The organism is Acidovorax sp. GW835-FHT14G06, assembly GCF_058793595.1.
Genome location: NZ_JBXAGA010000002.1, coordinates 154,003 through 177,022, shown reverse-complemented (window position 1 = coordinate 177,022; position 23,020 = coordinate 154,003). Strand labels below are relative to the sequence as shown.

Sequence of the window (23,020 nt, the reverse complement as noted above, 5' to 3'; positions counted from 1 at the left end):
GCGGCAAACCCGCTGCTACGTGCAACCCCTACGAGCCGCCCAGCGCCACCTCGGCGACCAGCGAAACCACGGTGAGTGGCAATGGGTACGGCTGGCGGACAAACACTTGCCCGCTCTGCCCCCAGCTGGGCGTCAGAGTGACATCGATCACATCCGTTCTGAGCCCAGGCGGCGCACCGAACACCTCAGTGGTGCGCTGCTTGGCCTCCGTCAGCTTGTCCTCGGAAGGGCCCACGAAGATCCCGGACGAACGGAACACCCGCAGGGATACCTTGTTGATTGCCTTGATCCACCCCTGGCCGAAGCTGCCGTCCTGCAGCTGCAGCGCGAGGGGAAGCGTCTCCAGATCCGCCTCGATGGGCAAGCCCACATGGATCACGCTGGCTGGGGCCTCCAAGGAAACGCTCCCCCCACTGACCACGCGGGAGGGATGCACCGCACCATCGGCCAGGATGCTGACCGTCTTACCCTCCAGGTGCCCAAGGCCTGCGACGGTGGATGCAGGCGCTCCCGAGTAGGTGGCGCCGCTGTCAACGAAAAACGCATCGCTCGGGGTATCAAACTGTCGGGATGCCATGCGCTCAACGTACCGTACCGACACGCCCCCGATGACTCGCCGAACCACGACATAGAGCACGTCTTCTCGCCCTTCGGCCACCACCGCGCAAGACTCAAAGGTGCCGTCAGTGTCGTGACGGTGCCACGCCCCCACCTGCTGCTCTGGCACATAGGTCAGGCCCAGCAGTTTGCCCGAGGTGGACACGAACCAGACGATGGGCTGCGGCGCCTGGGCATAGGCCATATCGACCACCTCCTGGCCGTCGAAGAGGTGCGCCGCGCGCAGGGACAAATCCCCGCTCACGAAGCCCTCGGCTTGGCGGTTGTAGGCCAGCTCGCGGATGTGACCGCCCCGGGCAGCCCCATAGATCAGGGTGTTGTTGATGACCACCGGCTGAACATTGGACGAGCCCACATAGGACTGCGGCCGCACGCTGATGGTGCTGGGCGCAATGGCGTCACTGTTGACCGAAGTCACGCGCCACTCCGCAGACGAGGTCATGAGCAGGAGCTGGGTTAGGGGCACGATGTGGCGGATGGTGTTCGCCTCGCGCGCTGCCACGCGGAAAGAAATCCGGTCATCGTCGCGGATGGGCAGTGAGTAGCTCATGTTCGACTCGGTGCCCGACTTGGTCATCAGGATGCCCTGCGGCTTGTTCAGCGTGCCCGCAAAGCAGCGCCGCTGCTCGAAGTACGACACCGCGCCCGGGTATTCCCCCGCCGCCTGAAACACTGGGTCATAGACGGGTGGCGTCTTGCTCAGGTCCGGCGCCACGTTGTCATCGATCATGGTCAGCGCGCCGGTCTGGCCGATGTAGCCGAACACGCCAGCCGTCATCTTGTAGACGTTGTAAAGCGTGGCCCCCGCCACTGCGCTCCACGCGATCCCGTTGGTGCAGCCGGTTTCGTACAGGTTGCTGTTCACGCTGCCAAAGGCGGAAGGCGGCGACTCCGAAACGCCGTCGGCACCGATGGCAGTGACGACATAGCGGTAGGTGTACCGTGGGGTCGTGACACCGTCGGTCGTGATCACCAGGCCGGTGGGCGCGGCGACAGGGCTACCGAATGGGATGGTTACCAGCGACCAGTTGACTGCCCCCAGGCGGCGCAGCTCGCGCGGGGCGTAGCCAGGGTGCACCAGGGTCAGAACGTCGGCCGACTGCACATAGTGGATGTCGAACAGGTCTGCTTCGCTGTAGGGGTTCGCCACCTCATAGGGCACGCCGCCATCCAGCAGCGTGGCGCCCATTGTGTGGAAGCGGAAATAGCCAGCACCCAGCTCAATCACCATCGTCTGGGTAGTTGAGTAGGTGAAGGGGATCAGACGCGTGCGCTTGCTGGAGTCCTTGACGGCACGCACGAAGGCGAAGCCCGCCCGATTTTCTGCGGGCCCCTGGGGCTTGGTGATGAAGTTGCGACACCGTGCCAGGCCGGACTGGTACTTGGCGTCATCGATGCGGCCAAACAACTCCGGCGCCACCTCACCACCGGAGAAGGAACGCTGCAGAGGGCGTGCACTGGCCATACTCAACCCCTCGCGACGATCCAGGGCGCCGTGTGCTCCTGGCGCACCATCTGCTGGTTCGCATTGGAGGTCTTGGCGTTGGACAGCGAAAGCATGAATTGCCGCAGGCAGTCTTTTGCCATGGCGCTGCCAGCCTCTCCCTTGAGGATGGGCCCGGCGAGGTGCGAGGCCAGCAGCCACCCCAGAGCATCAACAAACAGTGGTGAGAACTTGGTCGTGTCGGTGATGCGCGAGACGTAGAGCAAGCTGGCGCTGGGCAGGTTCGTCAGGATGACAGGCGCCCCCGTGTCGGTGGCCTGGGCCTCGAACGGCTGTGTTTCGGCTTGGGCCGGGGCATCTGCAGCCAGCACGGCAAGCAGCCGCACCGCTCCAGCAGGTTCAGCGTAGGCATACGCCCAGTTCCATGCGGCCGTCGCCTGTGGGGCCAACATGGCGCGGCGCGTGGCGAACTTCCAGGGGTGCATCTCCAGGAGTGCATCCCGGGCGATGGGGTAGAACCGTGCGCAATGCTCGGCCTGCGCCGACCCCTCGGGCGGCTCAATGCTCGCCACGGTGGCCTCGTCACCAAGGTGGGCCAGGGCGAGGTTGCAGATATCGACTTCGGATGCCATGTGATCTCCCATGAAAAACGGAGGCGCTGGGCCTCCGTTTGCTTGATGCCCGGCCGGTGAGGGTCAGGGCTGGGTCTGAGGAGCTGCGTCCAGCAGAGCGGCCAGCTCGTCCTTTTTCGCACCCTCGGGAACGCTAATGCCCTTGGCGACCAGGGCTGCCTTGATCTCATCGACCTTGAGGCCGTCAGACGGCTTGGCATCGCCCTGCCCTTCGGCTGCCCCCTTCTTGTCCACTGGCGTGAACCAGGAGGCTTTCGCACCCTCGGGAACGTCGAACACCTCGTCGGGTGCGCGCAGCTTGCCGAAGTAGCCCTGCTTGATTGCAATAACTTTCATAGCAGCAGCTCCTTATGCGACGCGGGGGCTGTCAGGCTTTGCCGTGTTTTGCTGGATACCGGTCACGACCTGCGCCGAGAACTTGCCAGCAGTCAGGGGCCCGGTGCCGACGGTGTAGTACGCACGGCAGTAGCGGCGCAGCTTGACCGGCATGGGGATCACCACCTGCTGGCCCAGGCCCAACGCGGCCTTGCCGATAGCGGCGGTGACGGCCACATCCGCAAAGGTGGAGTTGTCGGCCGAGTCCTGGATGGAGAACGTCACCGTGGCGGCGCCAGCGGCAGCGGCTGCCTCGCCCACGGTGAAGACCATCATGCTGCGGTCGTCCAAACCCACATCGGGGTTGGCCTGGCCGAAGTCGATGGTGTCGGTAGAGGCGGCCGAAGCCGTGACCACCTGGGCGGTGGACACCTGCAGAAGTTTGTCGATGATCATGGCGGTTTCCTTTCCTGAGTTACACCACGCGGGCTTCGGTGAGCAGCAGCGCATCGGTACGGCGGCAGGGGATGCCGTCGAACGCCACCACCTTCTTGCCAGCGATTTCCTCCATGGTCAGCGTCGAAGCCGCGACCTTGTTGGTGATCTGGCGGCGCAGGAAGCTGCGGATCTTGCGCGGCAGATAGAACACCGGGCGGCCCATGCCCACGTTGGGGATCAGCTCCGCGGCCTGGGTCATCAGGTCGATCAGGTCAGCGCCCGCGCTGGCGTTCTTGGTCAGGTCCGACACATCGATGTTGGCGATACGCACCACATAGCGCCAGTCGCGCAGCGTGAGGCCGATGTCCCACTTGTAGTGGGTGCGGTAACCCTGGTAGCGGCCACCGGCCGCGTCGAACAGGGTTTGTTCGCCGAGGTCGCGGGACTGCAGGCCGGCCGGAGAGCCCTTCGGGTAGATGCCGTGCAGAGTGTTGGGGCCCCACACCGTCAGCCAGATCGAGGCGTTGTCGCTACCGGTGCCGCCAGCGTCCACGATGTTCATGCCGTTCTCGGCCGACAGGGTGTTGTAGCGCGGCGCCAGGCCCATGTACTTCTCGGGGTCGGCGCTGGAATCTCCATAGAACAGGGTGGTGGCCATGTTCTGGTTGATGCCTTCCACGAATGCGCGGTCTTCCGACAGACGCCACGCGGCAGAGTTGCCGTTCAGATCGGCGAGGGCCTTGTCCACCTCGGCATAGGTTTCCAGCATGCCCATGCTGTCCTTCACGGACACGGTGCGCGACTTCTCGGGCTGCACACCGTAGTTGAGCTTGCGCCAGGTGCCAGATGGCAGGCCGGACCGGACCGTGGTCTTGTGCTCGGTGAAGCCGTTGGCCTCGATCATGGTCATGTCGTCGAGGACTTCATTGGTCTCGCTGAGCATTTCCACAATGCTCGGGTCGATCTTGCCGTCGGCGGTCATGCGGGCCGCGACATCGGCCAGGGTGGGGTTGGTGCTGGCGAGCGTTACGCCAGCGAAGCCCAGCAGCGCAAGATCCTGCGCGCTGGCAATGCCGGTGTGGAAGAACAGCAGCGCAGCCGCTGCAAAGAGCAGCATTTGGACGGGATGAGATTTGAGGATGTGCTTCACGGTGGCTCCTTTTGAAAATCAGGGATTCATGTTGGATGCGCCATACAGGCGCCGAGGGTCAGCCTGGTTGCTCTTTCCGCCCTGGCCGGCCACAAAGCGGTCTTCGCTCATGGCCTTGCCGGTGCGGTAGAACATGCGGATCACCTCGGGGTGATTGCCCAGCCCAGAGTCCTCCAGCAGCGTGCGCAGCTCGGGCGTGGAAAACGCGTCAAGCGCCTTCTTGGCGACGGCAAGGTTTTCGCTGAGCTTGTCGCCCCCGAATTCCTTGTCGGCCTTGGAGGTGTTGGTCCACTCGGTGCGCGCTGCTGCGAACTGCTCAGCCTGGCGACTGGCAATGGCCGGAGCCATCTTGTCCAGCACCTGCTGGGCTTTGTCCTGCGGCAGGTCCAGGGTCTTGGCGACCTCGGAGAACGCGCCGATAACGGTGTCATCGAGCGTCACACCCTCGGGCGCCTTGAACTCGTAGCTCTCGGGTGCACCCTGCGGCTTGTCGTCCTTTTCACCCTTCGCGGCTTCGCCATCGGCTGGCTTCTGTGCTGGGTCGCCCTGCCCTTCGGCTGCAGGCTTCTGGCCGGACGGCTCAGGTTGACCGCCTTCACCTGCACCAGTAGCGGGTGGATTGGCGGCCGGGGAAGACGACGGAGCGCCCTGGTTGGGTGCTGCGGGGTCCGTCATCAGGTTTTCAGGTGATGGCATTGCTCTGTTCCTTCGCCATGGCGGTGTAAAGCTCCGGGCACACGGCGTGGATGGTGGCCAGGGTGCGCAACCCTTCGTTGCGCCCGCCTTCGTTGAACGCCATCTGCATGGCATTGGTGTTGAACGAAAGACGGAACACCCCAGCCCGATCCAGCTGACGCCACACGATGCGGCGCCCCCGCTTGCTGCCCATGAGCCACTTCAAGTCAGACTCCTCCGTATCGCGTGCCAGCTTGCCGCGCAGCTCGGTGTCAGCCGCTGCGCTCTCCTGGCCTTCGATGTCGGTGGGGTCGTAAGCACTCATGAGCCCGCAGTGTGTTTGTGGGCGGCGGAGATACGTGCACCTTTTCAGGTGTAGCCGCTGAACGCGCGTGTCACATCGGTGAGTGCGCTTTGCTGGCTGGTATCTACGCCCCCCAGCTTCGCGGCTGCGTCGGCGCCCTGACTGAGCATCTCGGCCTGCTGCTGGGCCTGCGCCGCCTGGGCGCGCTGCTGGCGGATCAACGCCACCTTGTCGCTGGGCACGATCAGCTCGGGGTCGATTCCCAGCATGTCGGCGTAGGTGTCCGCCCAGCGGTCCGCATCGAACTTGTCCATCACTTCGGGCTTGATGGAAGCGATGGTGCCGAGGCTCATCACGTAGCGGTCAATGGAATTGGTAGCGATGGCACGCTGAGCCTGGGCCAGCATGGAGACGAACTCCACGTTCAGTTCGGCGCCCTGCAGCTCCTCAGGCGGCTCGGGCACGATCCCCGCCTCTAGCATGCGCGCGAAGGTCATCTCAATCTTGGGGTCGAGAATCTCGTTGTGCATGCGCTCCAGCACCGGGCCCAGCATCAGCAGCTTTTCCTCGTGGCGTTCTGCCACCTCGGTCGCTGTCATCTGCGGGTTGGTGCCGTTGGCCAGCATGAGGAACAGGTCGGCATAGAAGCTGGCCTTGATCCGTTCCCGAACGTCCTGGATGTCGGCCAGCAGGTGGGACAGGTCGATGTTGGCCTCGAACGCAGAGCGAATGCCACCGCTCGGGGTGGCAGCATCAACGTAGGAGATTCCGCCCGGAAGCGTGTCCACCTGGCTCTTCGACATCGATGTCGGGGCCTGCAGCGGCGGCCGAACCTTGTAGTCGATGCCCTGGGCCTTGCGCAGCTGCTGGTGCTGCAGCTGCTTGATGTCGCCCAGCGCCTCCATGGCTGGGCTGTTGCCGTACACATCCCCACCGGCTGCGGCCCACCGGGGGCACAGCGCCGTGAAGTCACGGAAGCCCGACTCACTCAGGAGCTGGTCTTCGCTGCCTGCCTTCTCGAAATACACCGACTTCCAGCGCATGTTGCGCGCGTCGCGCTTGGTGGTGTCGCGCTGCGTGCGCGGCTCGATGGCGTGCATCACCGTCAGCCATTGGTCGAGGCGCCCCATGTCGTACAGGTTGCGCACCGTGCCGCTGCAGTTGGAATACCCAAACTGGCCAACGGCCTGGGCTACCGTCATCTGGAACTCGCGAAACAGCGTGTTCACCTTGCCCTCGGCATCCGTGGCAATGGCGAACTCGCCCGCCGTGAGCGGGTAGTGGTGGATCACCGTGTCGTAGTTGCTCAGGACGATGGTGCTGGCCGTGCCGAAGGCGCCCAGTTCCTCATACATCGAGTGCAGCGCGCGGTAGGTGTTCGACTTCGCAAAGACCATCTGCATGATGCGCGTGACCTCGGCCAGCCAAGATTTCACGGCGGCGGACTCGTCCAGGTCAGGATCGGAGGTGGTCAGCCGGAACCAGGGCCGCGCCGGGCTGGTCATGCCCGCCATCATCCCAGCCGCCAGCACGCGCAGCGCACGGGTGCCGGTGTTGTCGTAGATCTTGTTGTGCCGCTTGTCGCCCTTGTTGCGGTCCTCAACGAAGAAGCGGCCAGAGCGAGGCAGCAGGCAATCGCTGATCTCCCGCCAGTGCGTCATCCAGCTGCTGCGCTCATCGCGCAGCGCCCCCCATCGTGCTGCAAGGAGTTGGCGTTCGGTCTTGCCCTGCATCACTGGCCCAGCAGAGTGTTGCGGCCGAGGTTGAGCGCGCTGGCGTCCACGCCCTGCGGACCGGTGAGCATGGTGCCCGAGGCACCACCCTTGCCCAGCAGGGATGCGGCATCAACGGCGGCCGAGGTGCTGGGGCGGCGCTGGTTGGCGCGGTTTGTCGCCTCGTCAGCAGCTTTGGCCTGCGCGTCTGCCTGGGTCTTGGCCTGTGCGTTGGCGGACTTCTGCGCCTTGTTCTGCTGGCTACCCATCACCAGGCTCGCCCCGGTGGTGGCGGCCGTGCCGACAGCCATCGCCCCCACCGTTGCAGCGCTCGCGCCACTGGCCCCCAATGCGAGGCCGATTGCTTCCAGTCCCATGTCAAAGCTCCTTCATGACAACCACGTCCACCGGGGCGTAGCCGTGTCGTTGCATCACCTGGGCCAGATCAGTGCCCGCCCGCGTGTGCCAGGTGAATCGATGTGCACCCCTCGCCCGTGCCTCGCGCTCCGCCGTGACGATCAGGCGCCCGGCCAGCAGGCCCCGACGGTGGTCCGGGCGGACATACAGGGCATCGTTGCTGGCCACCACCACGGCGGGGTTGTGCGGATGCGGGATGACCGTCACGGTGCAGTAGCCCACCACATCGCCACCCTCGAACGCGCCGACGGCAAAGCACATGCCTGCGTCGTACAGGCGCTGGTAGGCGGCCACATCCGGGCAAAAGTCGAAGTCGAAGCCCGTCTCGGCCCAGTTGGCCGCGAGCAGCCGCCCAACCTGTGGCAGGTACTCGGCGGGGTTGACGATACGCAGGCGAGGCATGCGCGGGATGATGGTTCCCGCCCGCCCCGCTACGTGCACCCGTCAGGCGTAGGGGTCGTACTCGCCGCGCTGGCGCTGCCCTGCCGCTTCCAGCAGTGAGCGCTTGGGCGTGTCAATCAGCGCCAGCACATAGGCGCTGCCGTAGTCGGGGGAGCGACCGATCCGGGCAATGATCTCCTCGCGGCTGGCCACGTAGATCACAGCACCAGAAAGCGACCAGGTGGGCGCGCACAGATCGGCCAGCAGGCGCGGGTCAGGCGGCAGCGTGATCCCGGTGTTGTTTGCCGGGTCTAGCGCCTCCCGAAAACGCCACCACAGTTCACTGCGCCTGTTCTTGAACCGCAGGCGGCCAGACTGGTCCGTGCCCACCGCCGCCTCTGCAACGTTCACGCCGATCACCTGCTGGCGCGAGTCGCGCAGGAAGTCGTAGGGCGACGAACCCACGCCGATCACATCGATGTGGATCACAGCGTCATCACGCTTGGCCGCGATGCACAGGCCAGCCACAGAAGGGCCGTCGGGCGTGGCCTTGCCGGGGTAGGTCAGGGCCTCATCGAACCACATGGCATGTCGGCGGGCCAGCACGGTGCTGTCGCGCCCGCCGCGCGCCACGTCCGCCCCCAGCGAGTCCATGGGCTCCAGCCTGTCGGGGCGCTTCCACCTGGCCATGGCAGCCTCCACCCAGGCGGTGGGGATCACCTGCCACGGGTCATCCTCGATGCCCGCGCTGAAATCGCCTTTGAGCATCTGGCTGCGCAGCGGCTCGGGCATGGATTGAAGGGTTGCCATGTAGCCAGTCCCCATCAGGTAAGGGTTGTCGGTGATGCGCGATGGGATGAATGTGCGCGAAAGCGGCTGAATCACTTCATCCGGAGAGTGATCTTTGCTATCAAATTCATAACACGGGTGCCCGTCCACCAGTACGAAAGGGCGACCATCCTCCACCCAGAGATCGCGGCCCTTTGGGTATTTCTCATCCGCTGGCATGGAGGCCGCCCACCGCAGCTCACCGGGCTGCGCGGGCTTGGGGTGCTTCTTGTCCAGCCAGGGCGCAAAGAACTCGATCACCCACCGACCCTCAGCATTCGTCGGAGGGTTGAACGTCAGCAATGCCTGGCAGTGCTGGCCCGGTGTGGTGGTGCGCAGCCAGCCCAGCAAAAACCGGATCTGCTGGGCCAGGAAGTTGGTGGCCTCATCGAACACCAACAGGTCGTGCGGCCTGCCCTGGAACTTGCGCTCGTCTCCCAGGTTGGGCACAGCACCCAGTTCAATCTGCACGCGGCGGTCGGCATGCAACTCGGGCAGCCGCCAGATGTTGTCCTTGCTGTTGAACCCATCCCGGCTGCCCAGCAGCTCCTCCAGGCGGTCCACGATGCCCGTCAGCTCGGTGCCAATCCGGCGCAGCATCATCGCCTTGCGGTGGCGCGTCAGGGCCTTGCCGCACGCCAGATCGGTCTTGCCCCCGCCTGCCGCCCCGCCGTAGCCCACGATATCGGCCAGCGACTCGTAAGCCATGGCTTGCGGCCCAGGCAATGGGCGCCAGATCGTTGTGTCGCTGACGATCAGGTCATCTAGCTGGGCCAGCTCTGCTGGGGTCAGGTAGGCCAGCAGCGCGGGGTCAAACGGCTCCACCATCGGCGGCCTTCTTGCGGGCCTGCGCAGCGGCAAGCAAGGCGCTCACCTTGGCCGCGCGCTCCGTGTCGGTGATCGTCTTGGTCGCCCCCTCCTCTGCGGTCGGTTTTCCATCCATGCCAAACGCAGTGCGCTCCATGTCCACCAGCTTCTGCAGGCTCTCGGCCAGCGTCTTCATGGTCTTGGAACGCTCAGGCAGGCTGATGACGGCGTGGTACAGCTCATTGATGCGGTCACGCCCGGTCTTTTCATCGGGGTTGTGCAGCAACTCACCCAGCTCGGACAGCATGGCGAGCGTGTCCGGGTCGGTCTGCTTCTCAAGCTCATCCAGCAGCGCATTGGTCAGCGTCCTGGCACGCCGGATGTCGCGGCGATGCCCCAGACGGATATCCGCCACAGCCTGTGCATTCGCATCCACCACCTGCCGCTCGGCAATTTTGGATTCCTTGGATACCTCGCTGGATACCGCCGCCTTGGATACCAGCGCTTCTGCCTTGGCGTGGATCTTGGCCGATAGGTCCCGGGTCCACCCATCGCGCTTGGCGCGCTTGTTGATCGCCCCATGGGTGATGCCGTGCTCGTCGGCGATCTGGCGCAGAGTCTTGATGGCGGACCGGTAGTCGAGTTCGATGCGCTCCCAGTCCACAGCCGTGGCGGGCGGCTGGCTGGATTCATTTTCGCTGGCGGTGGCTTTTTTGACCATGCGCACATTCCACCCTACGCAGGCTCAGTGATGTGCACACGCACAAACGCGGCAGGCACCTGGCCCCGGCGCTCAAACCGGCAGATGCGACCGATGGCCCATTTGCTGTACTCGAACTTCTCAGCCAGCACTTCGTAGCTCATCCCCTCGTCATGCAGCTGGCGGATGAGTTCGATCTCGGCATCCGTGGCACGGGCGTTGGGGTGGTCCTCCCCGATGCGCAAGCCCTTGTCGTTCACGGCGACTGTTTTTTGCATGTGGTTCACTCCCGGAAATAGGCAGGCCACTCACGCTTCACACGGGCGATCGCGCGTTCAATTGCCTTCACCCGGGCCAATGGGTCGGCGGCAATGACCGTCTCGGCAGCTTGGCGCAGCAACATCGCGGCGGCGGCAGGCAGCACCGAAAGGTCGGAACAGTTCGCAGCGCTGTCCAAGCGCTCGCTGATGGTGGGCTGTGTCGATTCAGTGGTGGTCATAGTGCTTCTGGTCTGGGTAGGAGAAAGGCTTCGGCGAAGGCTTTGCGCGAGGGTTGGGTTCTGGAATTCCTCGGCTGTGGCGGCGGAATTCCGCCCAGGTAGTGCTGGCCAGCCCCAGGAATTCCGCAAGCTTTCCGGCGGAATTCGCCCGTAACTGCGAAGCGGTCCCCGGTTTGTCCCTGCCCCTGTCCCGTGAATGTCCCTGGGGACACGGACCAGATGCCTCCCCGCAACAGTCCCAATTTCGGAACCGGTGCCGTTTTTGGGACAGGTCCCGTTTTCGGGACAGGTCCCGTTTTCGGGCCCCTTGAATAACCCAGTGGGTTCTCCCGGGGTTCTCGCTGGGTTGCCCGGCTGGTTCTGCGCAGGTTTGTAGCCGGCACCTGCATCAGCCCTGCCCATGGCTGTTGAAGAGGTCCTGAGGCTCCCCCGTTTTTGGGGGTGTTTCAGGAAGAACGGGGGGCTTCGAGCGGTCCGTTGCAGCCTCCTGCTTGTTCGTTGAGAGTAGGTAGACCCGGCTCCCGTCTTCCTGGCGAGCAACCACACCGAACTCGTCTTCGAAGTCAGCCTTTGCGAGATCCAGGATGTCAGCAAGGGCTGCGGTTTTTGCTACCTCCAGGCGCAGATCCTCATGACCGCGTTCGTGCTGCGCCACCAGATCCTGATAAAGCTGCTCTGTGCGGTCCGAACAGGCCAACAAGGTCAAGCGCAGACGCCGCTGGTCACGTTCAAGCTCACGGATGCGGCTTTGTAGGGCCTCGCGGGCCGCGGCCTGATCCTGAGTCATCCCAGGCAACAAACCGGCCTTCTGCGCGATGTACAGCACCTGCGAGGGGTGGATCGCCACAGTCACAGGGTCCTGGCAACCCTGTTGCTGTTCAAGCTCAATCAAGCCGCTGTCCGCGAGCTCAATGTTCACGTCGGGCAAGAAGTCGCCAGTCCAAGGCTCTGGCTGGCGGTCATGTGGTCGGCTCTGGCTGGCGGTCATGTGTGGTCCTTTTTTGGGTGCTGGGATGGCAATAAGTACTTAGTCCTTCAAAAAATGAAGTCTGGTGCGGCCTTGCTTGTTTTTTGAGCAATAGGCTTCAAACCGTTGCTGCACAAGGCTTTACGTGGATTGGCGGGCCATGAGCCAGCTTCATTTTTTGAAGTGGTGCGACAGTCCACACTTCATTTTTTGAAGTGGTTTTTGGCTCGACCACTTCAGTTTTTGAAGTGGTTCCCTTCATTTTTTGAAGTAGGACTTTTTTTTCTGCGGCACGGGCTGCGGCCTCCTCTTCGCCGCGCTGAATCGCTTGGCGCCCCATCGCAAGCGTCTTGATCAACTTCCATTCGTTGGTGGGCTTGCAGGCCTCGATGTTTTTCGAAGGGTTCTCAAAAACCTCGTAGTCGGTGAAGCGATATAGGTTCACTTGGCGGCGCCCGTCTTTTGTGCTGCCGCCTCTGCGAGATATCGCCAGAAGACCAACGGAGCACAGCTCTCGCAGGGCCTTGGCCAACGTAGCCTCGCTCTTGATGCCGTATCTGCGCGCAACCGTGATCGGAAGAGATAGGTCGCCGTTATTCGTGCTGCCCTTCTGCAACAGCAGGGCCAAATACGCGTCTCTGGCCCCACCGCTGAGGCATGCCCAGGCGTGTGACTCAAAGGTGTCCTTGTAGAGCCGCATATGCTGCCCACGAGGATCTTTCTTCGGAGGATCTCCGCGTCTGCTCATCAGACGCGCCTCCATGCGCCAGCAGCAGTAACAATCCAGCGCTGGTGTGACTTCGATTGGGACATGGGATCACCCTTCCTCACACCACAATGAAACCAGCGGCAGGCAGGTGGTGAGTCTGCTTTTCGGGAGCTACCCTAGCCGTGGCGTCAAAACTCAGGCCACGGCCTTAAGAACAGGAATACCCCCGCCCTGGGTTTGCTGCAAGTGCGCCAGGGCCTTCAATGCGGTGTTCAATGTGGCGGTGGCGCCGTCGATCACATCCGCAATGCGAGCAGCCTGGTCTTCGGCCGACTTGCGGTCCGGGCGGGCGTGCAGGGTTTCATCGCAGGCGTACATCAGGGGGTCAAAGGTCCCGCAGAAGCGCATGGCAGCGATGATCTGGCCGAACGTGAGGCGCTCGTCCTTGTCGGGATTGAGGCAGGCGCGCAGACGGGAATGGGCGGATTCGAGCTTCATGTGCGGGAACAGATACACGGCCAGTTCCTTCGCCGTCTTGTCGCTGTTCGCGATCATTTGGGCCAATGCCTCGTATTCGTCGTCGTAGATTGTTTTCATGGTCGGAGTGGTTTAAGTTATTGATTTCAAAGTGGTTTTTCGTACACCCCCTCAGCCGCCCTCAAAGTGAGGGGATCTGAGGGGTGCTTTTTTGGGGCAAAAAAAGGACAGTCCATCCATCGCTGAATCGCAACCAACAGGACCGCCGACATGAACACCACCACCGCCCCCTTCCACTCCAGCAGCCGCACTGCGATGTCCGTGAACACCGACCCGGTCACTGGCCAGCGGGTGCAGACCATGACCACATCGCAGCTGCATCTGGCGTGGGTGGCGGGGGAGTTGCGCATCGCCTGCAAGGCGAGCCGGGTACAGATGGACGCGGCGCGCGACAAGGCGCGGCCAGGCGCGCGCGGAATGCGTGGCTTGTGAATTGAGATCAAGCATGAGCAACCTCGTGCGCTGCGCTGGCATCCACGGCCAATTCCGGCCAGATGCGGTGCCAGTCATTCGGCCGAAGGTCGCGGCGAGTAACTGCCCCGCCTGTAGCGGTTTCAATCGCCCGGCAGTAGGCGGGGCCAGGTTTGCGCTTGGCGTACCCGTGTTGCCACTGCCGAATCTGCGCATCGCTACGGGCCCCAATTTGCACGCGAAGGTCCGAGACGCTCAGGGCATCTGGCCGTGCCAGGTATTCAGATAGCTTCATAGACCCAGCACTCTATAGCAATTGCTACCGACAAACAAGTAGCCATCGCTATAGTAGCTTCCGCTACCGTATCAACATGAGCACACACAACATTCAGGATTGGCGCGTTGGCCGACTTCAGGCAATGGTCGAACGAGAAGGAGGCAAAGCCAGCGCCGGAAGGAAGCTGGGTTACAAGGACGGAGCATTCGTCGGCCAGATGCTGCGTGGGGAGCGCCCAGTCACGGAAAAGACAGTCCAGGCCGTGCACGCGCTGCCCGGATACGTCGGTTGGTTTGATCAGAGCGCAGCCGCCACCCAGCCAGTTTCAGCGTTGACCCCCTCCCCGGCGCCTGGTGTGCCTGCGGTTCACGTCCCTCTTCTTGCCAACTCTGGCAGCATGGGCCCGGGAACAGAGATCCAGCATGACGATGTGCTGGTGGGGCATATTGCGCTGTCAGAGCAATGGGTGGCGCGTCGGCTACAGCCGACGAATGTTGCGGCGCTGCGCTTCATCCACGCCTACGGCGACAGCATGAGCCCGACTTTTGAGGACGGCGACATCCTGCTGGTGGATACCGGGATCAAAGATCCGAAGGTGATCGACGGCGTGTATGTCATGGCGGCCAATGACCGCCTCTATATCAAGCGTGTGCGCCAGCGCATGGACAAGGCTCTCGAAATCAGCAGCGACAACCCGACGGTGAAGACGGTGGATGTGCTCAACGGCGACCATGTCATCGACATCCTTGGTCGTGTAATTTGGGCCTGGAATGGGCGGAAACTGTAGCAATTGATCCGCCTTGCATCATTACTGACCAACGGGTCATAAAAATATCTGGCGTGGATAGCAATTGCTATTGCACGAACAAGTAGCAATTGCTACATTTCATTCCATCGCCCGCCCCGGGCTCTGGAGTGAAAAATGTCGAAGCACGTTTCCTGCGCTGATACCGCCAAGCTGATCCGCCAAGCCCTGAAGGAGGCCTTCAAGGGGGTGAAATTCACGGTGCGCTCCAGCACCTACAGCGGCGGCGCCTCCATCAACATCGGCTGGACCGATGGCCCCAACACAGCCCAGGTTGAGGCCGTGGCAAAGCGCTTCAGCGGTGCCTACTTCGATGGCCAGCAGGACTACAAGGGCTGCACCTTCGCCCTGCTGGACGGCCAAGTCGTGCGCTTCGGTGCCGACTTCGTGTTCTGCAATCGCAGTCATTCCGCCGAGATGATCGGCAAGGCTTGCGCCAGCGTGGCCCGACGCTTCGGCATGGCTTTTGTGCCCACAGCCGCCGACTTCAAGGCCGGTCGTCTGCTCGAGATCTACACCTCGGAATCGACCTGGGGCCGTACCGTAGGCCAACTGGTGCGCGAGGACTTGGCCAAGCGCAGCGACCGCCTCAGCGTGGGCCACTCCAAGACCGCAGCCCGGGTGATCTACCTGGGCAACGATGGCCACAGCGAAGTCGCCGCCCTGGCTGGGGAGGCCGTCGCGTGAGCGCCCTCCCCTCGATCCTCAGCGCCAGCAAAGCGCGTACAGCCAGCACGGACGCTGAGCTGCTGGCCAAAGCGGCCAAGAACGCCCAGGGGGCCCTTCAATGGGGCATGGCCGCCAACCTGTACGAACAGGCCGCTGCGGCCCTGCCCGTTGATCCGCACACAGGCAAGGAAACCATGCAGGCCCAGACCCACCGCCGAAGCGCCCGTAACTGCCGCGCCCTGGTGGGCACCAACGCACCCAACCGACTGATCAAGGACGCCCCTGACTACGGCCACATGACCCGCAAAGCCATCGCCGAGCACGACGAGGAATGGCGCGGGCACGGCCTCTAAATCCGGTCGCGCCGCATTACCCCCTTTTTCTGTCTCACCTGACGGCGGGACCATCAGCAATCGAAAGGATGCACATGAAACAGATCACCCTCTTCTGCCGCCTGGCCAGCATGCGCCGCACTGCTGGCGCTGGCCCGCTTGAGTCAGCCACCTGGGCGGCCGGCTTGCTCTGGCGCAGCAGATCGCGCGCTTTTTCTGGCTGAGACATGGGGATATCGGTCGTTTTCGTGCCGATATCGACCACCCGCATCAATCAATTCACCCACAAACTTGAATCATGAACCTCGCACTCACCGGCTCCGAGACCGCTGACCAGCTCATCAAGCAGCTGGTGTACCTGCGCCAGATCGCGCGCCGCACTGTCCTGGTCTTGGCTGAATCCAGGCATGAGCTGCAGGAAAGCAAGCGCCTGCTGCAGCGACTTCGTCCGGGCACTCCTGAGGCGGCGCGGGCGGCCACCATCGTTGCGAATCTGGGTGAGGTCATATTGCAGGCTGAGTCGATGGAAATCGAGGCCGGGAACTACCTGTTCCACTTGTGCGCAGCAATCGACCAGAAGGGCTGCCGCGAACAGATCTTCGAGGCCATCAACTGCGGTCGGCGTGATCGGGATTCAGACCGCGTGCACAAGTATGGCCAGAAGGCCCTGAACCTCATCGTTGCGCTCAACCTGGAAAACAGCGCCGCCAAGGACGACAGCATCTCCACGAGGCCGCTGAAGTGGTGCGCAGACATGGCAGTTCTGCGCGCCATGACCACCAGCCCGAAGATGGACCGCATGCTCCACGACGGCGCAAACGAGTTCTTCGGCGGCGTGTTTGGCGAGTACCGGGAGCGCCCGCTGATGGAGCGCCTGGCTGGGAGGGCTGTGTGATGCTGGACTACCTCACCACCAACGCCATAGCGGCCTATACACGCAAGCCAGGCAACCAGCAGCCAGCGGCGGATCTGTCTGGCCCAGCAACGGCCGGCGGGCTCGACTACATCGTGCTGCCCATCAGCAAGACGCTGAAGCGCCTCAAGCGCTGGCCGAAGGAGGTGGAGTGATGGCAACCATGGTGATTTACACCACGGATCGTCAGCTCAGTTTTGAGCCGACGGTGTCAGGACTTGGGCTTGCTGGCGGCGCTGCAAAACTGCGTCGGCAGGAACCCCGTCTTTCAGTCGGACTCGGGTGCAGCGCCTGCGCGGGCCATGTAGGCAGCGAGGGCCGGCTCAACTTGCGCCAGCTTTTTTGTCGCCGCAGATTGGAGACTTGCCAGTTGCGCGAACAGTTGTTGCCGCTCCTTTTGAAGAATTGCAAGCTCATCACCAAGGGCGCGCGACTCTTGTTGAACACCGTTGAGTTCGTCCGCCTTGTTTTTGGCCGCATCAAAGTCCGCATCAGTCGTGGCGTTTCGAATCAGGAGTTCGGACTCCGCGGAAATTGCCTGCATACGCGCGCGCAACGTGTCCAGCCTACCCCTGATCATGTCCGCCCGGAGTCCAAGCAACTCCGACCTGTTCTGAACAGCCATCAGAAAAAGGTCCATTTGCTCACCGAGCCCGTCCCACTTACCTCGGAAAGAGCCCTGAAGCCTAGCAACGATCTCGGCATTCAAGCTTTTGGAGGTTTCGTCGGCGGCCTCACTCAAGCTGCGATGCAGGTCCTTGGGGATTCGCAGCGTGATTCGGGTGTAGCGGTCTTCATCTTCCATGCGCGAATTTTCCACCAAAACAGTGTCACAACCTATTGACACCAAAACCGTGTCACATTCACAATCCAATAAAGACACCAAAACAGTGTCTAACCGAGGAAGCCTCATGACCCAGCAGAAGGTGCAACACGAGCGCATCACATTGCGGATTCCGCAGGTGCTGCACGACAAGGCCAAAGAGAAAGCCCAGGCCCAGCACATCAGCCTCAACAGCTTCATCGTTCGTGCAGTTGAACGCGCAGCAGCGCAGAAAGGACCCCAGCAGTGAAAGTCATCACCACCAGTACCGTAGAGCCCCAGCTCACGCTGGACACCACGGGCGGCAATTTCGAGACCGGCGAGGATGCCGCGCACGACTATTGGATCGAACACTGCGAAGGCTCGACGGCCGACGAGGTGGCTCTCGCCATGGCCCAGTCGATCATGGAGAACTTCGTGCAGCTGCCGCGTGAAGACGCGACCGAGTACACGTTCGGCGTGATCCGAGGCCTGCTCCGCAAGTCGCGCAAGCCCGAGGGAACGCCCGGCAACCTGGAAGGGGCAAGCCAATGAGCAACATCGTCACCATCAACGACACCGACCTGCAGGTGATCGAGTACCAGGGTCAGCGCGTCGCCACGCTCGGGCAGGTTGATGCTGTGCACCAGCGCCCGGAGGGCACTGCGCGCCGGACCTTTAACGACCATCGCCACCGCTTGGTCGAGGGCGCCGACTTCCATGAACTTGACCAGCCGGACGTAATCCGTACGCTTGGTATCGAGCGCCCACAGGGCGGCACGCCAGGCAAAGTCATCCTGATGACGGAGCAGGGCTACACGATGCTGGTCAAGCCATTCGGCGACGACTTGGCATGGCAGGTTCAGCGCAACGTGGTCAACGGCTACTTCCGCGCCAAGGAAGCCGCAGCGCTTCCGCCGCCGGCTGGCACCAAGCCGGCGCGCGTCCGAAGCACTCCGACATCAGACCGGGTGAAAGCCCTGGCCTTCGTCACTCGCGAGATTGCCCGCGTACCCGGAGTGCGTCCAGAGGCTGCAGCGTCTGCCTTCCTGGCCATCGTGGAGCGCGATACAGGCCTACCCGTTTCCGAGTTGCGTAGCGCGCTGCCCGCCACGCCTCCGGAGGTTGCATTCCAGCTCAACCCGACGTTCCTGGCCAAGCGCCTGGAAATCGAAGGCCTCAAGGCCAGCCATATCAACCTCGCCTTGATTGCCCTTGGGTTTCAGGAGGAAGGCGAGCGCGACTACGTGGTCACCGCGAAGGGCGCCGAGTACGGCGAAATGCGCTCGTACACGAACCAGCACAACGGACATCAAGGCTATCAGTCCGTCTGGTCGGCCGCAGTGGTGCCGCTGCTCGCAGCGTACTTTGCCGAGCATCCTGACGCAGCAAAACCGCTGCCTAAGGCGCCACGCAAGCACACGAAGAAGGCTGCGGCCCCCGAGCCACAAGGAGCGCTGCTGTGACCAAGTCCATCGCTGGCCCGCCCCGCAGCACCGGTTGCACTTTTCGGGCAACCGACCAAAAAAGGCGAAGCCCCGATGCAGGTGAGAGCGCATCAGGGCTTCTTGATCCAGAACCATTCCCAGGAACCAGAACATGTCGAATGCTACAGCAGTCGCGCCTGAGCGCGCAACCAAGGCCCCAGCACGCGGTAAAGCAGCGGCCGCCCCTGCCCCTGCTGCCCAGAAGCAAGCCAGGCCCCCACTGTCAGAAGATGATTACCGGGCCATCGCGATCGGAAGCCAGATCTGTAGTCTCCTGATGCCGATCGTCGATGGGCCCTTCGGCGTTGACCGTGTGATCGGCTTCAGCCACATCAGCGATGCCGAGAGCCACGCTTGGGATCTACACAGCATTGAGAAAGAGTGGACTGAAGATGGCCCGCCGCCCACCGTTCACGACCTGGTGCTGTTGATCCACTCACATTTGCACCTCGCGATGGCCGAGATTGGGGCAAGCCAGGACACGAGCAACGCTCCGATGATGTACTGCGTGCGGCTGCTGGTCGGCGAAGCATTTCAATTTGCCCGAGAACTGCAGGACGCATACCTCGGTCTACCAGCCACCAGCGCCTCACTTGCTGCATTGACCAACAAGCTTCAGCAGCCTGGGACTGCGGCCGCCTTCATAGAGGCGGGCGCACGCCAGTTCCGAGATCGGCCTGCCCCCCCCATCCGGCGGGTGGAGGAGGAATCTGAAATAACGGGCCCGAATGCTCTCACGCGAAAGCAGTTGCTGTGCGTGCTGGAAGTGGCGGCAAGCAACCTCTCCGCCATCAACAATATCCTGAAGCTGGCACAAGATGAGCCAGCATCCTTCGCGCTCTCTGGGCTCGTAAATGCCGCGCAGGCCCTCACGCGTCATTGCGGAGGCATGGTAGACGAGGCCGCAGGCGCGGCAATTCTGGGCGGACATGACGACTGGAACTTCGGCCCCAACTTCGCGGACCTCGGAAAGGCTGGTGCAGCATGAACGCAGTCGCGCCCCAAATCCGCGCAAAGCATCGTCCGAGTGGTGCCCAGAAAGCACCCGCGACCACAGCCGCTCCAACCACACCCCCAGGGGACGATTTCACGCCTGAGACTATTCAGGCTGCATTCGGTCAAGTGGAAACGCTTCTGAACGAAGCCTATATGACCGACGAGGATCACAAGTGGAGCGGCGATTCAGACCGCCTGCTCGACATTGCTCACAGCTTGGCAGACAAGGCCATGATCGAGCCACCCAAGGGCGAAGAAATAGATCGAGTTGCATTCAATATCGCAGCGCTCATTCGCGCCGCACGACTGGTTCCGGGTGACGGAGAAAGCCAGCAGCGGAAAGCGTTGCTCGATCAGGCAGCCGCGCATCTGAACTGGATCACCGGGTGCGATGTACATGGAGAAGACTGCTGCGACCCCGGGGCGCCACGGCCACCAGCTCCAGGGGAAGCCGCGGAAGCGTCCGCGCAGAAAGCAGAAATGCGAGAGTGCGCGCGCACTGCCTGTTACGAGATCCAGTGCTTGGCCGAGGCAATGCAAATCGTCGCAGAGAAGTTCGGCAGCTCCGAAGACCAACCAGTGGCCCATGGAATCATGGCCCGCATCATCGTGCTTGCGGAGATCGTCTATCACGCAGCGCAGCTTCACGGCGAGGCGCCCATGGCCACACTGGCCGAGTTGCGGAACAGCTTCAAGGGGAGGTTTTGAACATGCGCAACCGCATCGAGATTCACCCTGGCGTCTTCCGCCACCTGGACCACTACCAAGCCGTCTACACCGGCACGGCTGACCGCCTTGTCTCTGCCGGCCTGGTGCTGGCTGAGCAACTGCCTGGGCAGACCGGAAATGGGCGCGGCATGTGCACATACAACCCAGACGGCACCAAGGTCGGTAAGGGGAGCCCCACAGGTCGCGGCCCTGGCCGCAAGTACATCATTGCCAAGAAGAGCTCCGAGGGTGCCGTATTCGAGATCCGCCTGAACCTGAGCCCCGAGCGCCGCGATTCCATCGAAGCTCTGGAGGCTCGCGCGTCAGCATGCTGGCCGTTTCCGGTGGTGGGCGGGATGCAGTTTCTGGGCGCATCGGCAACGGAGGCTCGCACATGACCTACCGCCCAAACCCCGACAGCTTGGCAGGCCTGGTGCTGGGCTTCCTGGCCCGCAACCCAGATGAAGAACTGACCCTCGATGACATCGTGGCCAAGTTCGTACACCCCGGCGACAGCCGCAACGTGCACACGCAGCTGATGGCCGCGCTCGATCACGACATGCTCACCTATGACCCGGACGGCGATGTGTATCGCAAGGGGCCAGTGGGACTGCCATCAATGCGTGGGCTTGATGATGGCGACGACGGCACTGGAGCGAAGCTGGTGGCCGCATTGAAGTCAGTGCATAGACCCACAAGAAGACGCATCCGGCCACCAGCATATGCAGCACTGCTAGCGCATACAGAGAAAGCGCCGGATGCTATCAATAGTGAAGCAAAAGCGCATTTCGACCACCAGGGGCTAGCACCCGCATTCGATGCGCTCAGAACTGAGCGCATCCCACCGCGCGGCGGAGAGAGCAATGGAATGGACGGATCCGGAGATCGAGCTTGTGCGCCAGCTGCTGCCCACTGTGTCAGTGAAGTCGCTGATGCAGCAACTCCCGGGACGGTCGGAGAAAGCGATCAGGGAGTTGGCCGCGCGCTTGGGGCTGAAGCGGCAGGTTCCAGCGAACTGGCGGCCAATCGGATCCGAGAGGATGGATCGCGGGTATCTGGTCCGCAAGGTAACGGACACGGGCAACCCGAAGAAGGACTGGAAGCGCGTGGACGTAATCGAGTGGGAGGCCATCAACGGGCCTGTGCCGCCGGAGATGGTACTGGTTCAGGACCTGAATCCAAAGACCCTGCTGGTGCATCTGGTGCCAGTGCCCAGGTCTCAGCAGCTCCTCAAGTCGAGGTACGAGACACGCCACCCACTGGGAACGGAGCGGATGAGGCATGGAGTGCTTCAGCGCAAGGTGGCGGAGACGGGGAACCGGTACGAGGATTGGAAGAGAGTGGATGTGCTGTTGTGGGAGTCGGCACACGGCCCAGTCCCTCCGGACAAAGTGGTGATGGCAATCGACAACAGCAAGCCTCGGACGCTGGACAACCTGGCGCTGTTCTCCCGGGAGGAGCACATGCTCAGGGTGAGCGTGAACAACCTCCCGCCCGAGTTGCGCCAGATCTTGCAGCTGAAGGGGCAGATCACCCAGGTCATCAACCGGCGCCAGAAGGAGGAAGCGCAGTAGACACTGTGCGCGACCTGCTGGTGCAGACGCTGGTTGACCTGCGGGACAAGTCGAACCCCATGGACATCGCCCGGGCAAAGACGATTGCCGAGGTATCCACGGCCTTCGTCAACTTGGCCAAGGTGCAGGTGGACTATGTGAAGGTCACGCAGCAACAGCGAGGGACGATCTTCGAAGCGCTTCCCGCGCCTGGAGGTGGAGCATGAAACCGACCGATACCACCCTGACACTGAGCGGCACCCTGTGCAGCATGGGCAGCATTGGTCCGGACGACATGGCCACGATCACGCCTGACACGCCGCGCATTACCGTGCAGTTGGAGGATGGCCATGTTGTCCACCTTCTGGGCCTGACTCGGGAACACGTTAGCAGCATGGCGCCCCTGTTCTATGAACCAGTGCGAATCGTCGTGAACTCGATGGCAACGGGGCGAAGCATGAAGCAGACCGACACCAGCCTGACCAAGGCCGACACGGTGGCGTTGTGGCACGCAGTGCAGGCTCAGAGCGACCTGTTCAGGGCAACCCGGGAACTTCACCGTGAGGATGGCCAGTTCACTGCTGAGCAGATCGAGAGCGAGCGCCTGCGGCTCCTGCACTCGAAGCGCGCGCTGCGCAAGGTGAACGCCATCCGGAAGCTGCAGGCCATGCAGGTGCATCAGGTTGATGGTGAACATGCAGGAGGTGCAGGACCATGACCGCGCGCTACGTTCGCATACCCAAGTTCTGTGAGGAGACTGGGTACACGGCTCGCGCCGTGGAAACGAAGATTCATCGTGGAGTCTGGGCCGAGGGCAGACAGTACCGTAGAGCCCCAGACGGCTGCATCTTTATCGACATGCAAGGATTTGAAAAATGGGTCGAAGGCCAGAAACAGGCGGAGTCCGCCCAAACCGCGACCGCATAGAGGTGCG

The 23,020-nt window shown here is 62.7% G+C and carries 35 protein-coding genes; 16 read left to right on the top strand and 19 right to left on the bottom strand.

From position 1 onward, the window contains the following. Positions 1 to 28: 28 nt before the first annotated feature. The 17 genes from AC1Q64_RS03340 to AC1Q64_RS03260 all read right to left on the bottom strand — a co-directional run bounded on the left by AC1Q64_RS03340 (position 29) and on the right by AC1Q64_RS03260 (position 13,193). Complete coding sequence (locus tag AC1Q64_RS03340; protein ID WP_492250455.1) at positions 29 to 2,083, bottom strand: phage tail protein; 2,055 nt, start codon at positions 2,081 to 2,083, stop codon at positions 29 to 31. A 2-nt stretch (positions 2,084 to 2,085) separates the two neighbouring features. Further along, entirely contained in the window at positions 2,086 to 2,694 is a 609-nt protein-coding gene (locus tag AC1Q64_RS03335; RefSeq protein ID WP_492250454.1) for a phage connector family protein, read from the bottom strand. Positions 2,695 to 2,757: 63 nt separating this feature from the next. Then, positions 2,758 to 3,030 (bottom strand): HeH/LEM domain-containing protein, encoded by a 273-nt coding sequence (locus AC1Q64_RS03330; RefSeq protein WP_492250453.1) that lies wholly within the window; start codon positions 3,028 to 3,030, stop codon positions 2,758 to 2,760. Positions 3,031 to 3,042: 12 nt separating this feature from the next. Then, a complete protein-coding gene (locus AC1Q64_RS03325; protein ID WP_492250452.1) occupies positions 3,043 to 3,465 on the bottom strand; it encodes a Bbp16 family capsid cement protein in 423 nt (140 codons plus the stop codon). A 19-nt stretch (positions 3,466 to 3,484) separates the two neighbouring features. Beyond that, a complete protein-coding gene (locus AC1Q64_RS03320) occupies positions 3,485 to 4,597 on the bottom strand; it encodes a major capsid protein (protein ID WP_492250451.1) in 1,113 nt (370 codons plus the stop codon). Between the two features lie 18 nt (positions 4,598 to 4,615). Further along, positions 4,616 to 5,293, bottom strand: coding sequence for a protease (locus AC1Q64_RS03315; RefSeq protein WP_492250450.1), 678 nt, complete (start codon positions 5,291 to 5,293; stop codon positions 4,616 to 4,618). Beyond that, positions 5,280 to 5,597 (bottom strand): Bbp19 family protein, encoded by a 318-nt coding sequence (locus AC1Q64_RS03310; RefSeq protein WP_436139843.1) that lies wholly within the window; start codon positions 5,595 to 5,597, stop codon positions 5,280 to 5,282. The genes AC1Q64_RS03315 and AC1Q64_RS03310 overlap by 14 nt, the downstream gene beginning before the upstream one ends. A gap of 44 nt (positions 5,598 to 5,641) precedes the next feature. Beyond that, positions 5,642 to 7,309, bottom strand: coding sequence for a portal protein (locus AC1Q64_RS03305; RefSeq protein WP_492250449.1), 1,668 nt, complete (start codon positions 7,307 to 7,309; stop codon positions 5,642 to 5,644). Further along, on the bottom strand, positions 7,309 to 7,665 hold the full coding sequence (locus AC1Q64_RS03300; RefSeq protein WP_492250448.1) for a hypothetical protein: 357 nt from the start codon (positions 7,663 to 7,665) through the stop codon (positions 7,309 to 7,311). Before AC1Q64_RS03300 ends, AC1Q64_RS03305 begins: the two co-directional genes overlap by 1 nt. A gap of 1 nt (position 7,666) precedes the next feature. Then, positions 7,667 to 8,107 carry a GNAT family N-acetyltransferase gene (locus tag AC1Q64_RS03295; RefSeq protein WP_492250447.1) on the bottom strand — a complete coding sequence of 147 codons (441 nt, stop codon included), beginning with the start codon at positions 8,105 to 8,107 and terminating at the stop codon, positions 7,667 to 7,669. A gap of 42 nt (positions 8,108 to 8,149) precedes the next feature. Then, entirely contained in the window at positions 8,150 to 9,742 is a 1,593-nt protein-coding gene (locus tag AC1Q64_RS03290) for a terminase (protein ID WP_492250446.1), read from the bottom strand. Beyond that, positions 9,726 to 10,442: a hypothetical protein gene (locus tag AC1Q64_RS03285; RefSeq protein WP_492250445.1), complete on the bottom strand. Its 717-nt coding sequence runs from the start codon at positions 10,440 to 10,442 to the stop codon at positions 9,726 to 9,728. Before AC1Q64_RS03285 ends, AC1Q64_RS03290 begins: the two co-directional genes overlap by 17 nt. 14 nt (positions 10,443 to 10,456) lie before the next feature. Continuing rightward, the gene (locus AC1Q64_RS03280; protein ID WP_492250444.1) at positions 10,457 to 10,699 is read right to left on the bottom strand and encodes a hypothetical protein; all 243 of its coding nucleotides are present in this window, start codon (positions 10,697 to 10,699) and stop codon (positions 10,457 to 10,459) included. Between the two features lie 5 nt (positions 10,700 to 10,704). Beyond that, a complete protein-coding gene (locus tag AC1Q64_RS03275; protein ID WP_492250443.1) occupies positions 10,705 to 10,920 on the bottom strand; it encodes a hypothetical protein in 216 nt (71 codons plus the stop codon). Positions 10,921 to 11,308: 388 nt separating this feature from the next. Further along, positions 11,309 to 11,908: a hypothetical protein gene (locus AC1Q64_RS03270; protein WP_492250442.1), complete on the bottom strand. Its 600-nt coding sequence runs from the start codon at positions 11,906 to 11,908 to the stop codon at positions 11,309 to 11,311. 97 nt (positions 11,909 to 12,005) lie between these two features. After that, positions 12,006 to 12,515: a hypothetical protein gene (locus tag AC1Q64_RS03265; protein ID WP_492250441.1), complete on the bottom strand. Its 510-nt coding sequence runs from the start codon at positions 12,513 to 12,515 to the stop codon at positions 12,006 to 12,008. 276 nt (positions 12,516 to 12,791) lie between these two features. Beyond that, positions 12,792 to 13,193 carry a hypothetical protein gene (locus tag AC1Q64_RS03260; RefSeq protein WP_492250440.1) on the bottom strand — a complete coding sequence of 134 codons (402 nt, stop codon included), beginning with the start codon at positions 13,191 to 13,193 and terminating at the stop codon, positions 12,792 to 12,794. Positions 13,194 to 13,343: 150 nt separating this feature from the next. On the opposite strand from AC1Q64_RS03260, the gene AC1Q64_RS03255 reads away from it, so the two are divergent. Next, entirely contained in the window at positions 13,344 to 13,565 is a 222-nt protein-coding gene (locus tag AC1Q64_RS03255; RefSeq protein ID WP_291436150.1) for a hypothetical protein, read from the top strand. A gap of 7 nt (positions 13,566 to 13,572) precedes the next feature. Here AC1Q64_RS03255 and AC1Q64_RS03250 read toward each other — a convergent pair whose 3' ends face one another. Next, positions 13,573 to 13,839, bottom strand: coding sequence for a transcriptional regulator (locus tag AC1Q64_RS03250; RefSeq protein ID WP_291436152.1), 267 nt, complete (start codon positions 13,837 to 13,839; stop codon positions 13,573 to 13,575). Positions 13,840 to 13,915: 76 nt separating this feature from the next. Here AC1Q64_RS03250 and AC1Q64_RS03245 point away from each other — a divergent pair, with 76 nt between their 5' ends. The 5 genes from AC1Q64_RS03245 to AC1Q64_RS03225 all read left to right on the top strand — a co-directional run bounded on the left by AC1Q64_RS03245 (position 13,916) and on the right by AC1Q64_RS03225 (position 16,695). Further along, positions 13,916 to 14,608: a S24 family peptidase gene (locus AC1Q64_RS03245; RefSeq protein WP_492250439.1), complete on the top strand. Its 693-nt coding sequence runs from the start codon at positions 13,916 to 13,918 to the stop codon at positions 14,606 to 14,608. Between the two features lie 135 nt (positions 14,609 to 14,743). Beyond that, entirely contained in the window at positions 14,744 to 15,313 is a 570-nt protein-coding gene (locus AC1Q64_RS03240; protein ID WP_492250438.1) for an LPD29 domain-containing protein, read from the top strand. Then, on the top strand, positions 15,310 to 15,648 hold the full coding sequence (locus AC1Q64_RS03235) for a hypothetical protein (protein ID WP_492250437.1): 339 nt from the start codon (positions 15,310 to 15,312) through the stop codon (positions 15,646 to 15,648). Before AC1Q64_RS03240 ends, AC1Q64_RS03235 begins: the two co-directional genes overlap by 4 nt. A gap of 277 nt (positions 15,649 to 15,925) precedes the next feature. Further along, complete coding sequence (locus AC1Q64_RS03230) at positions 15,926 to 16,522, top strand: hypothetical protein (RefSeq protein WP_492250436.1); 597 nt, start codon at positions 15,926 to 15,928, stop codon at positions 16,520 to 16,522. Beyond that, positions 16,522 to 16,695, top strand: coding sequence for a hypothetical protein (locus AC1Q64_RS03225; RefSeq protein ID WP_492250435.1), 174 nt, complete (start codon positions 16,522 to 16,524; stop codon positions 16,693 to 16,695). Before AC1Q64_RS03230 ends, AC1Q64_RS03225 begins: the two co-directional genes overlap by 1 nt. A gap of 113 nt (positions 16,696 to 16,808) precedes the next feature. Here the strand turns inward: AC1Q64_RS03225 and AC1Q64_RS03220 are convergent, their stop codons facing one another. Then, a complete protein-coding gene (locus AC1Q64_RS03220; RefSeq protein WP_492250434.1) occupies positions 16,809 to 17,345 on the bottom strand; it encodes a toxin-antitoxin system HicB family antitoxin in 537 nt (178 codons plus the stop codon). Between the two features lie 106 nt (positions 17,346 to 17,451). Here AC1Q64_RS03220 and AC1Q64_RS03215 point away from each other — a divergent pair, with 106 nt between their 5' ends. The 10 genes from AC1Q64_RS03215 (at position 17,452) to xisR (ending at position 23,013) form a co-directional block, all read left to right on the top strand. Continuing rightward, positions 17,452 to 17,613, top strand: a complete 162-nt coding sequence (locus AC1Q64_RS03215; RefSeq protein ID WP_492250433.1) for a YlcI/YnfO family protein — start codon at positions 17,452 to 17,454, stop codon at positions 17,611 to 17,613. Then, a complete protein-coding gene (locus tag AC1Q64_RS03210; RefSeq protein WP_492250432.1) occupies positions 17,610 to 17,897 on the top strand; it encodes a hypothetical protein in 288 nt (95 codons plus the stop codon). The genes AC1Q64_RS03215 and AC1Q64_RS03210 overlap by 4 nt, the downstream gene beginning before the upstream one ends. After that, complete coding sequence (locus AC1Q64_RS03205) at positions 17,894 to 18,808, top strand: ORF6N domain-containing protein (protein WP_492250431.1); 915 nt, start codon at positions 17,894 to 17,896, stop codon at positions 18,806 to 18,808. The genes AC1Q64_RS03210 and AC1Q64_RS03205 overlap by 4 nt, the downstream gene beginning before the upstream one ends. 298 nt (positions 18,809 to 19,106) lie before the next feature. Then, positions 19,107 to 19,817 carry a hypothetical protein gene (locus tag AC1Q64_RS03200; RefSeq protein ID WP_492250430.1) on the top strand — a complete coding sequence of 237 codons (711 nt, stop codon included), beginning with the start codon at positions 19,107 to 19,109 and terminating at the stop codon, positions 19,815 to 19,817. A 134-nt stretch (positions 19,818 to 19,951) separates the two neighbouring features. Beyond that, positions 19,952 to 20,533 (top strand): hypothetical protein, encoded by a 582-nt coding sequence (locus AC1Q64_RS03195; protein ID WP_492250429.1) that lies wholly within the window; start codon positions 19,952 to 19,954, stop codon positions 20,531 to 20,533. Positions 20,534 to 20,535: 2 nt separating this feature from the next. Beyond that, positions 20,536 to 20,931 carry a hypothetical protein gene (locus AC1Q64_RS03190; RefSeq protein WP_492250428.1) on the top strand — a complete coding sequence of 132 codons (396 nt, stop codon included), beginning with the start codon at positions 20,536 to 20,538 and terminating at the stop codon, positions 20,929 to 20,931. 465 nt (positions 20,932 to 21,396) lie between these two features. Further along, positions 21,397 to 22,107, top strand: coding sequence for an HNH endonuclease family protein (locus AC1Q64_RS03185; protein ID WP_492250427.1), 711 nt, complete (start codon positions 21,397 to 21,399; stop codon positions 22,105 to 22,107). 5 nt (positions 22,108 to 22,112) lie between these two features. After that, positions 22,113 to 22,313, top strand: coding sequence for a hypothetical protein (locus AC1Q64_RS03180; RefSeq protein WP_492250426.1), 201 nt, complete (start codon positions 22,113 to 22,115; stop codon positions 22,311 to 22,313). Continuing rightward, the gene (locus AC1Q64_RS03175) at positions 22,310 to 22,804 is read left to right on the top strand and encodes a hypothetical protein (RefSeq protein ID WP_492250425.1); all 495 of its coding nucleotides are present in this window, start codon (positions 22,310 to 22,312) and stop codon (positions 22,802 to 22,804) included. The genes AC1Q64_RS03180 and AC1Q64_RS03175 overlap by 4 nt, the downstream gene beginning before the upstream one ends. After that, entirely contained in the window at positions 22,801 to 23,013 is a 213-nt protein-coding gene (gene xisR / locus AC1Q64_RS03170) for an excisionase family protein (protein WP_492250424.1), read from the top strand. The genes AC1Q64_RS03175 and xisR overlap by 4 nt, the downstream gene beginning before the upstream one ends. Positions 23,014 to 23,020: the final 7 nt, after the last annotated feature.

What these genes read in the sequence shown, in the direction of transcription:
- AC1Q64_RS03340 (WP_492250455.1), bottom strand. Translation starts at nt 2,083, where the DNA reads ATGGCCAGTGCACGCCCTCTGCAGCGTTCCTTCTCCGGTGGTGAGGTG.
- AC1Q64_RS03335 (WP_492250454.1), bottom strand. Translation starts at nt 2,694, where the DNA reads ATGGCATCCGAAGTCGATATCTGCAACCTCGCCCTGGCCCACCTTGGT.
- AC1Q64_RS03330 (WP_492250453.1), bottom strand. Translation starts at nt 3,030, where the DNA reads ATGAAAGTTATTGCAATCAAGCAGGGCTACTTCGGCAAGCTGCGCGCA.
- AC1Q64_RS03325 (WP_492250452.1), bottom strand. Translation starts at nt 3,465, where the DNA reads ATGATCATCGACAAACTTCTGCAGGTGTCCACCGCCCAGGTGGTCACG.
- AC1Q64_RS03315 (WP_492250450.1), bottom strand. Translation starts at nt 5,293, where the DNA reads ATGCCATCACCTGAAAACCTGATGACGGACCCCGCAGCACCCAACCAG.
- AC1Q64_RS03310 (WP_436139843.1), bottom strand. Translation starts at nt 5,597, where the DNA reads ATGAGTGCTTACGACCCCACCGACATCGAAGGCCAGGAGAGCGCAGCG.
- AC1Q64_RS03305 (WP_492250449.1), bottom strand. Translation starts at nt 7,309, where the DNA reads ATGCAGGGCAAGACCGAACGCCAACTCCTTGCAGCACGATGGGGGGCG.
- AC1Q64_RS03300 (WP_492250448.1), bottom strand. Translation starts at nt 7,665, where the DNA reads ATGGGACTGGAAGCAATCGGCCTCGCATTGGGGGCCAGTGGCGCGAGC.
- AC1Q64_RS03295 (WP_492250447.1), bottom strand. Translation starts at nt 8,107, where the DNA reads ATGCCTCGCCTGCGTATCGTCAACCCCGCCGAGTACCTGCCACAGGTT.
- AC1Q64_RS03290 (WP_492250446.1), bottom strand. Translation starts at nt 9,742, where the DNA reads ATGGTGGAGCCGTTTGACCCCGCGCTGCTGGCCTACCTGACCCCAGCA.
- AC1Q64_RS03285 (WP_492250445.1), bottom strand. Translation starts at nt 10,442, where the DNA reads ATGGTCAAAAAAGCCACCGCCAGCGAAAATGAATCCAGCCAGCCGCCC.
- AC1Q64_RS03280 (WP_492250444.1), bottom strand. Translation starts at nt 10,699, where the DNA reads ATGCAAAAAACAGTCGCCGTGAACGACAAGGGCTTGCGCATCGGGGAG.
- AC1Q64_RS03275 (WP_492250443.1), bottom strand. Translation starts at nt 10,920, where the DNA reads ATGACCACCACTGAATCGACACAGCCCACCATCAGCGAGCGCTTGGAC.
- AC1Q64_RS03270 (WP_492250442.1), bottom strand. Translation starts at nt 11,908, where the DNA reads ATGACCGCCAGCCAGAGCCGACCACATGACCGCCAGCCAGAGCCTTGG.
- AC1Q64_RS03260 (WP_492250440.1), bottom strand. Translation starts at nt 13,193, where the DNA reads ATGAAAACAATCTACGACGACGAATACGAGGCATTGGCCCAAATGATC.
- AC1Q64_RS03255 (WP_291436150.1), top strand. Translation starts at nt 13,344, where the DNA reads ATGAACACCACCACCGCCCCCTTCCACTCCAGCAGCCGCACTGCGATG.
- AC1Q64_RS03250 (WP_291436152.1), bottom strand. Translation starts at nt 13,839, where the DNA reads ATGAAGCTATCTGAATACCTGGCACGGCCAGATGCCCTGAGCGTCTCG.
- AC1Q64_RS03245 (WP_492250439.1), top strand. Translation starts at nt 13,916, where the DNA reads ATGAGCACACACAACATTCAGGATTGGCGCGTTGGCCGACTTCAGGCA.
- AC1Q64_RS03240 (WP_492250438.1), top strand. Translation starts at nt 14,744, where the DNA reads ATGTCGAAGCACGTTTCCTGCGCTGATACCGCCAAGCTGATCCGCCAA.
- AC1Q64_RS03230 (WP_492250436.1), top strand. Translation starts at nt 15,926, where the DNA reads ATGAACCTCGCACTCACCGGCTCCGAGACCGCTGACCAGCTCATCAAG.
- AC1Q64_RS03225 (WP_492250435.1), top strand. Translation starts at nt 16,522, where the DNA reads ATGCTGGACTACCTCACCACCAACGCCATAGCGGCCTATACACGCAAG.
- AC1Q64_RS03220 (WP_492250434.1), bottom strand. Translation starts at nt 17,345, where the DNA reads ATGGAAGATGAAGACCGCTACACCCGAATCACGCTGCGAATCCCCAAG.
- AC1Q64_RS03215 (WP_492250433.1), top strand. Translation starts at nt 17,452, where the DNA reads ATGACCCAGCAGAAGGTGCAACACGAGCGCATCACATTGCGGATTCCG.
- AC1Q64_RS03205 (WP_492250431.1), top strand. Translation starts at nt 17,894, where the DNA reads ATGAGCAACATCGTCACCATCAACGACACCGACCTGCAGGTGATCGAG.
- AC1Q64_RS03200 (WP_492250430.1), top strand. Translation starts at nt 19,107, where the DNA reads ATGCCGATCGTCGATGGGCCCTTCGGCGTTGACCGTGTGATCGGCTTC.
- AC1Q64_RS03190 (WP_492250428.1), top strand. Translation starts at nt 20,536, where the DNA reads ATGCGCAACCGCATCGAGATTCACCCTGGCGTCTTCCGCCACCTGGAC.
- AC1Q64_RS03185 (WP_492250427.1), top strand. Translation starts at nt 21,397, where the DNA reads ATGGAATGGACGGATCCGGAGATCGAGCTTGTGCGCCAGCTGCTGCCC.
- AC1Q64_RS03175 (WP_492250425.1), top strand. Translation starts at nt 22,310, where the DNA reads ATGAAACCGACCGATACCACCCTGACACTGAGCGGCACCCTGTGCAGC.
- xisR (WP_492250424.1), top strand. Translation starts at nt 22,801, where the DNA reads ATGACCGCGCGCTACGTTCGCATACCCAAGTTCTGTGAGGAGACTGGG.